We start from the raw sequence: 7355 nt of genomic DNA on the forward strand, positions 1-7355 counted from the left end.
CCGGATATTGGGAAATGACGATGGGAGGGAGTCCTGATGATGGAATGGTTCCGCCAGCTCGGCCGCGCGATCCGTAACCTTGCGCGCATCGCGCGGACCAACCCGATATGGGCGATCACCGCCCTTGTGGTCAGCCCGGTCGCCCTCATCCGCCATCTGTTCGGCGTCCTGGTGCTGTTCCTCATCACCGCCCTGGTGCTGGGGCTTGGGGTGCCGCTCATCCTCGGCAAGCTGCTCGGCCTGCCCCGCGATTCCAATATCTACCAGATCGTGATGATGCTGACGGGCCTGGTCATCTTCCTCGTCACGCTGCGCGCCCTCTTCCAACCGCTGATCCTGCGTTATGGCGGTCCTGCCGGCGACGACACGCACGGCTCGGCCCGTTTCGCCACCGATCGCGAGACAAAGCCCCTCGCCCAAAATGGCGACGGCCTGCTGATCGGTCGTGATCGCAAGTCGGGCAAGCTGCTGCGCTACGCCGGCCCCTCCCATCTGCTGACGATCGCGCCGACGCGCACCGGCAAGGGCGTGGGGACCATCATTCCCAATCTGCTCGACTATCCCGGTTCGGTCATCTGCATCGACCCCAAGGGCGAGAACGCCCGCATCACCGCCCGCCATCGCGCCAGGTTCGGCCCGGTCCATGTCCTCGATCCCTTCGGGGTGACGGGCATCGCCTCGGCCGCGTTCAACCCGCTCGATCGCCTCGACCCTGCCGGCCTCGATCTCGCCGACGACGCGATGACTCTGGCCGATGCGCTGGTCTATGACGCTCCCGGCGAAGCCGGCGAGGCGCATTGGAACGAGGAAGCCAAGGCGCTGATCGCCGGCATCCTCCTGTGGGTGGCCTGTGACCCGCAAGCGCAAGGCCAGGATCGCACGCTGGAAGCCCTGCGCGACTGCCTCACCTTCGCCCCTGATAATTTCCAGCGGATGCTGCGGGAAATGTCGCGCAGCACGCAGGCGCGGGGCCTGATCGCGCGTGCCGCCAACCGCCACCTGGGCAAGTCCGACCGCGAGGCAGCCGGCGTGCTGTCGGCCGCGCAGCGCCATACCCATTTTCTCGATTCCCCGCGCATGTCGGCCGTGCTGGGCCGCTCGGATTTCACCTTCGCCGATGTGAAGGCGCAGCCCACAACCGTTTATCTGGTGCTGCCGCCCGATCGGCTCGCCACCTATGCCCGCTGGCTGCGCCTGATGCTGGCGCAAGGGCTGACCGATCTGGCGCGCGCACCCGCCTCCCCTGCCCGCCCCGTCCTGTTCCTGCTCGATGAATTTGCCGCGCTCGGCCGCCTCGAACCTGTCGAGCGCGCTATGGGCCTGATGGCCGGTTACGGCATCCAGCTCTGGCCGATCTTGCAGGACGTTCACCAGCTCCGCGCGCTCTACGAGCGCCGCGCCGGCACCTTCCTGTCCAACGCCGGCGTCTTGCAGATATTCGGGGTCAACGATCACGACAGCGCCAAGCTCGTCTCCGATCTGCTCGGCCAGGAGACGGTCGTGTTCGAGACCATGAGCCGCGCGATCGACGCGGAGGAAACCGGCATATCGTTCGGGTCGCAGCATGTCGCGCGGCCCCTACTCACGCCCGATGAGGTCCGCACCATGCCGGCCAATCTGGAATTGTTGTTCCTCGCGGGGCAACGCCCGATCGTCGCGACCAAGCTCGCTTACTATGCCGATCGCGAGTTCGCCGGGAGATTCGACAAACCGTGAACCGGACTATCGAGCAAGGGGATAGGCCGATTGTTGTATAGTGTCAGAACCGCCGCCAAGGGCGGAAGGATAGGATATGGATCAGCGCGTCATTGATCTTTGGGACCGGCTCATGGCCTATGGAGAGAGCGGTTCCGCCCCTCTCCCCGCGATCCGCGATGAAGTGTTGGAGCTGCACGCGGCGATTACCGATGAGGAAAGCCGGCTTGGCCTCATGCGGATATTCAATCTCGTTTGCGACCTGGTGGCCGTGCATCTCCAAGAGACGAACGGCAATGTTGAAGCCTTCGCCCAACACCGCCAGGGCCAGATATGGATGTTCCTGCGCGCGGAATGCCTTGTCGATGGCGTGCTGGACCGGGACCGGCTGCGGTATGTGACCGGGCGCGAGGTGCAGGCCGGTCGCATGACGGAGGATGATCCGCTGCGCCGCTACGCATTGGGCGATGACTCCGCCTTTGATGGGCTTATGGCAGCGCCGCCGCCACAGAAGCGGACGCGCCATTAGGACCGGCTCAAATTCTACGCGCTAGATCCTCTGACCCCGCGAGGATCTAGCTTTCCAAAAAATCAGCCGCCTGGGAAGCCCGTAGAGCGCCATGCCGGCCGAACCCTCCCCGACCTTGCCGAACGTCTGAAATGAGGCCCAGCGGCCCGGAAATCGCGCCTGTGGCGACATTTCCGCCTGCCCTGCCCTCTCGGATTGATCGCTGTCCTATCCGCCTGGCTTTTCTGGAAAGCCAATTGCGACGGTGCTGCTGGCGCTGTGGCTGCGATGGAGGCGCAGCGTTTAAACGATCCCCTTTCTAACAAAAAGCGTGCCGGCGAAGCCGGCTCATCATGGGGATGCCGGGTGGGAGGATCGCTAAAGCGATCCGGGGCGGCCGAAGGCCGCGAGCCGGCGGGGCGAAGCCCCAAGAGGCGGTGTTTTTCTTCTTTCTGATTGTGCCTGAAGGGGGCGTTTGCGGGAGGGGGCGGAATCCTACGCCAAGCTCGCCCAGATAGCCGGCGCGAGATCTTACTTGTTGCTGCCTTCTACGGTCGCGCCAGAAAGGCGACGGCTCAGTTCTATCCGGCGATGGCTACGCATTTTGAAGGTGTCTGGCCCAACGCGCCGATACTCAATGAAGCCGAGAGAACGCCAAAATCGCTCTGCCGCTTCATTCGCTTCCAGCACGGCCAACCGAATCTCTGTGGCACCTCTCGCAGCGGCCCAGCTTTCGACCGTCGAGTAAATTGAGCGTCCGACGCCACGACCACGCTGTGCGGCATCTACGATCATGAAGCCGAGATACCATGTGCCATCACGCGGATAATCGCGGAGGATGGCCGCGATTGCATATAGGCCGCCAGGCCCCTTCCATCCCAGGACAGCTTGATTGTGGGCGCTCTTTTCGGGCGGCACATCGGAGAAAAGCTCGCGAGCATCGTCCAGCGTGGGCGCGGCCCCGTCCTGCAACAGGAAATAGTCGCTGCAACGGTTGTACAGGTCTGCAACGTCTGCGGCGTCCGCTTGGGTAAGTTTGATCGGGGCTCCCGTCATCATCATCGCGTTTTGGCAGCAAGCGCGCGCTGACCGTAATCCCGGAGTTCCCCGTTGGGACCGACATAGCGGTAGAGAGTGACGCGCTCGATCCCGAGTTCCTTGCAGAGGTCGGAAACGGACGTGTCGCGTTGGGCCATAGCAGCCTGAGCGAGCCGCACCTGGGCCTTGGAGAGGGCGAACTTGCGGCCACCCTTGCGTCCCCTCGCGCGGGCAGCGGCCAGGCCAGCCATGGTGCGCTCGCGGATCATATCCCGCTCAAACTCCGCCAGTGTGGCAAAAATGCCGAACACCATCCGGCCCGATGGCGTCGTGGTGTCGATCTGCGCGCCCTTGCCGGTGAGCACCCGCAGACCGATACCGCGATCCGACAGATTCTGCACCGTGCTGACCAGGTGGGTGAGCGTTCGGCCGAGCCGGTCGAGCTTCCAAACGATGAGGACATCGCCGTCGCGCAACGATTTCAGGCAGGCGGCAAGACCGGGGCGATCATCACGGCTACCGGATGCACGATCATCATAGATATTGCCTGGCTCGACACCGGCAGCGCGAAGGGCATCGTGCTGCAGGTCGAGCGACTGCGAGCCGTCGGCTTTGGACACGCGGGCGTAGCCGATCAGCATGGATCACAAACGAAGGTTTGAGGCGGTGACGAACATGAGCACATAAGATTGGGCTATTGTGTATCTTAACCAGCATCTCAATCAAGCTATCTCAAACCGTAGCTCGGAAAGAATAAGGAGCATGTATGCCGCGTCGCGTGACCCTGACCGATCGACAGCGCGAGGCGCTGCTTCACTTGCCGGTCGATCAAGGTGAGCTGCTGCGGCACTATACCCTCAGCGATGAGGATCTCGGGCATATCCGCCAGCGCCGGCGCGCCCACAATCGTTTTGGCTTCGCGCTGCAACTGTGCGTCCTGCGCTACCCGGGCCGGGTGCTCGCTCCTGGCGAGTTGATCCCGGCGCAGGTATCGGATTTCATCGCGGCCCAGCTCGGCCTGACCAGCGACGATCTACTCCTCTATGCCGCGCGCGAGGAGACCCGGCACGAGCATCTGGCGGACCTTCGCCGAATCTACGGCTATCGCTCCTTTTCGGGGCGGGGCGCACGGGATTTGCGCGAATGGATCGCTCGGGAAGCCGAGGCGGCGACATCGAATGAGGATCTTGCCCGTCGCTTCGTTGCGGAGTGTCGCCGCACCCGCACGATCCTTCCCGGCTCCTCGACGATCGAGCGCCTTTGCGCCGATGCGCTGGTTGAGGCCGAGCGCCGGATCGAGGATCTTATCGCCCATCGCATCACGCCAACCCTGAGCGAGAATTTGGCTCACCTGTTGGAGGATACGGTGGATGGTCGCGTCACGCGCTTCGTATGGCTGCGACAGTTCGAGGTTGGCGCAAATTCAGCAGCCGCTAACCGGCTGATGGATCGACTGGAATATCTTCAAAGGTTCGATCTTCCGGCGGATTTGCTGGACGGCGTGCCGGCGCATCGTGTGACCCGGCTTCGCCGGCAGGGCGAGCGCTATTACGCCGACGGTATGCGTGATCTGCCCGAAGACAGGCGGCTTGCGATCCTCGCTGTCTGCACCCTGGAATGGCGGTCATCGCTGGCCGATGTCATCGTGGAGACCCACGATCGCATCGTAGGCCGTCTCTATCGGGCCTCCGAACGCCTTTGCAACACCAGGATCGCCGACGAAAAGGCGGCCGTTCGGGACACGCTGAAGTCCTTTGCCGAAATCGGTGGTGCTTTGCTTGGAGCGCAGGACGATGGCACGGCCCTGGACGGGATAATCGCCACCGGGCCTGGCTGGGAACGGTTCAGAACCCTTGTCGCCACGGCCTCCGCGCTGACCAACGTGCTCGCGGCCGACCCGCTCAGCCGTGTGCTGGACGGCTATCACCGTTTCCGCCTCTACGCGCCCAGGATGCTGCGCCTGCTCGACATGCAGGCGGCGCCGATCGCCACGCCTCTTCTGGCGGCCGTTGCGATGCTGCGTAACGGGATCAAGGTCGATCCGCCGGTGGATTTTCTACGTCCCAACTCGAAATGGCATCGTCATCTTCGCGCTGAGCCGAGCGGCGACCACCGGCTTTGGGAAATCGCGGTGCTGTTCCACATCCGCGACGCCTTCCGGTCCGGTGACATATGGTTGGCGGGATCGCGCCGCTATGGCGACCTCAAGCAGCTTCTGGTCCCGCCACAGGCGATAGAGCAGACCGCGCGGCTCGCCGTGCCGCTGCGACCCGGCGAATGGCTGGCCGAGCGCAGGGCTCGACTGGATACACGGCTGAAGGAGTTTGGCCGCGCGGCGCGAACCGGCACGATCCCAGGCGGCATCATCGAGAACGGCAAGCTGCACATCGACAAGCTGAGGGCCGACACGCCCGAAGGGGCCGAGGATCTCGTGCTCGATCTCTATCAACAGCTCCCGCCCGCGAGGATCACCGATCTGTTGCTGGAAGTCGATGAGCGAACCGGATTTTCCGAGGCGTTCACGCATCTGCGCACCGGCGCGCCCTGCAGCGACCGGATCGGCCTGATGAACGTGTTGCTGGCGGAAGGCGTCAATCTCGGTTTGCGCAAGATGGCGGCGGCGACCAACACGCACAGCTTCTGGGAATTGCTGCGGATCGCGCGCTGGCATGTCGAAGGCAGCGCCTATGATCGGGCGCTCGCCATGATCGTGGAGGCCCACGCCGCCCTGCCCATGGCCGCCTTCTGGGGACAAGGGCAATCGGCATCCAGCGACGGGCAGTTCTTCCTTGCTACCGAGCAGGGCGAGGCGATGAATCTGATCAACGCGAAATATGGCAACGTCCCGGGCCTCAAGGGATACAGCCATGTGTCCGATCAATATGCGCCGTTCGCAACCCAGGTGATCCCGGCAACGGTCAGCGAGGCTCCCTATATCCTGGACGGGCTGCTCATGAATGACGCGGGCCGCCGCGTTCGCCAGCATTTTGCCGACACGGGCGGCTTCACCGATCATGTGTTCGCCGCCTGCGCCTTGCTCGGCTACAGGTTCGCCCCCCGTATCCGCGATCTCCCTCAGAAAAGACTCTATGCCTTCACGCCCAACGCGACGCCGGCCAATGTGCGAGCGCTGGTCGGAGGTAAGATCAATGAACCGCTCATCGAGCGCAACTGGCCCGACATCCTGCGCATCATGGCGACGATCGCAGCGGGGATCGTCGCCCCCAGCCAGATTCTTCGCAAGCTCGCCTCTTACCCGCGCCAGAATGAGCTGGCCCTCGCATTGCGAGAGGTGGGCCGCATCGAGCGAACCCTGTTCATGATCGACTGGATTCTTGATGCCGGCCTCCAGCGCCAGGCTCAGATCGGCCTCAACAAGGGTGAGGCCCACCACGCCCTAAAGCGCGCCATCAGCTTCCACCGCCGAGGTGAAATCCGGGATCGATCCGGCGAAGGCCAGCACTATCGCATCGCCGGAATGAACCTGCTCGCCGCCATCATCATATTCTGGAACACCATGAAGCTCGGCGAGGTCGTCAATACCCGGGCCGCCAGCGGTACCCATATCGAGCCTGATCTACTCGCCCACGTCTCGCCGTTGGGATGGGAACACATCAATCTAACCGGGGAATATCGCTGGCCCAAATCCTTAGCGTAGGATTCCGCCCCCTCCCGCAAACGCCCCCCTGAAGCGCGGCGCTGGTGAGTCGCGCTGCCGTTGTCCCGATTTTCGGGACAAGCTGTCCGATCTGGCGGGACGCTGGTGGGTGAAACCACGATGATCCAGCCTCTCGTCATAATCTTCCGCTGAAGTTATCCACAGGTCAGCCTAGTGTTAAAATATGGGTTTAGTGATGTGTTACGGAAATTCGGCCTGCCCGGAAAGGCGCAGAAATCCTCGCTTTTTTGGCAGAAATTTGCCGCGCGGTGAATCCGCTCTGACGAAAAAGCGAATCCAGAGTGACGAAAAGGCGAATCCACTATGACGATAGCGCCAGGCCTTCCCTGCCGCGCTCAAGCGTAATCGAAATGACGATAGCGCGGCGGTGAATCTGAAATGACGATAATCCGCTTGCGTATGTGAAATGACGATAGTAGCCCTAGCGTTAGTGAA

The 7355-nt window shown here is 63.0% G+C and carries 5 protein-coding genes; 3 read left to right on the forward strand and 2 right to left on the reverse strand.

Annotation, left to right across the window (positions count from 1 at the left end; all coding sequences use genetic code 11):
* The first annotated feature begins 39 nt into the window (after positions 1 to 39).
* Both SIDU_RS18985 and SIDU_RS18990 read left to right on the forward strand, forming a co-directional pair.
* Positions 40 to 1716: a type IV secretory system conjugative DNA transfer family protein gene (locus SIDU_RS18985; RefSeq protein ID WP_007686152.1), complete on the forward strand. Its 1677-nt coding sequence runs from the start codon at positions 40 to 42 to the stop codon at positions 1714 to 1716.
* Between the two features lie 76 nt (positions 1717 to 1792).
* A complete protein-coding gene (locus SIDU_RS18990) occupies positions 1793 to 2224 on the forward strand; it encodes a hypothetical protein (protein WP_007686151.1) in 432 nt (143 codons plus the stop codon).
* Positions 2225 to 2734: 510 nt separating this feature from the next.
* Here SIDU_RS18990 and SIDU_RS18995 read toward each other — a convergent pair.
* Together SIDU_RS18995 and SIDU_RS19000 are read right to left on the reverse strand one after the other, a co-directional pair.
* The gene (locus SIDU_RS18995; RefSeq protein WP_007686150.1) at positions 2735 to 3265 is read right to left on the reverse strand and encodes a GNAT family N-acetyltransferase; all 531 of its coding nucleotides are present in this window, start codon (positions 3263 to 3265) and stop codon (positions 2735 to 2737) included.
* Positions 3262 to 3882 (reverse strand): recombinase family protein, encoded by a 621-nt coding sequence (locus tag SIDU_RS19000; protein ID WP_007686149.1) that lies wholly within the window; start codon positions 3880 to 3882, stop codon positions 3262 to 3264. The genes SIDU_RS18995 and SIDU_RS19000 overlap by 4 nt, the downstream gene beginning before the upstream one ends.
* Before the next feature lie 125 nt (positions 3883 to 4007).
* Between SIDU_RS19000 and SIDU_RS19005 the strand changes: the two genes are divergently transcribed.
* Complete coding sequence (locus tag SIDU_RS19005) at positions 4008 to 6899, forward strand: Tn3 family transposase (RefSeq protein ID WP_007686148.1); 2892 nt, start codon at positions 4008 to 4010, stop codon at positions 6897 to 6899.
* The last annotated feature ends 456 nt before the right edge of the window (positions 6900 to 7355 follow it).

This window comes from Sphingobium indicum B90A (genome assembly GCF_000264945.2).
GTDB lineage: Bacteria > Pseudomonadota > Alphaproteobacteria > Sphingomonadales > Sphingomonadaceae > Sphingobium > Sphingobium indicum.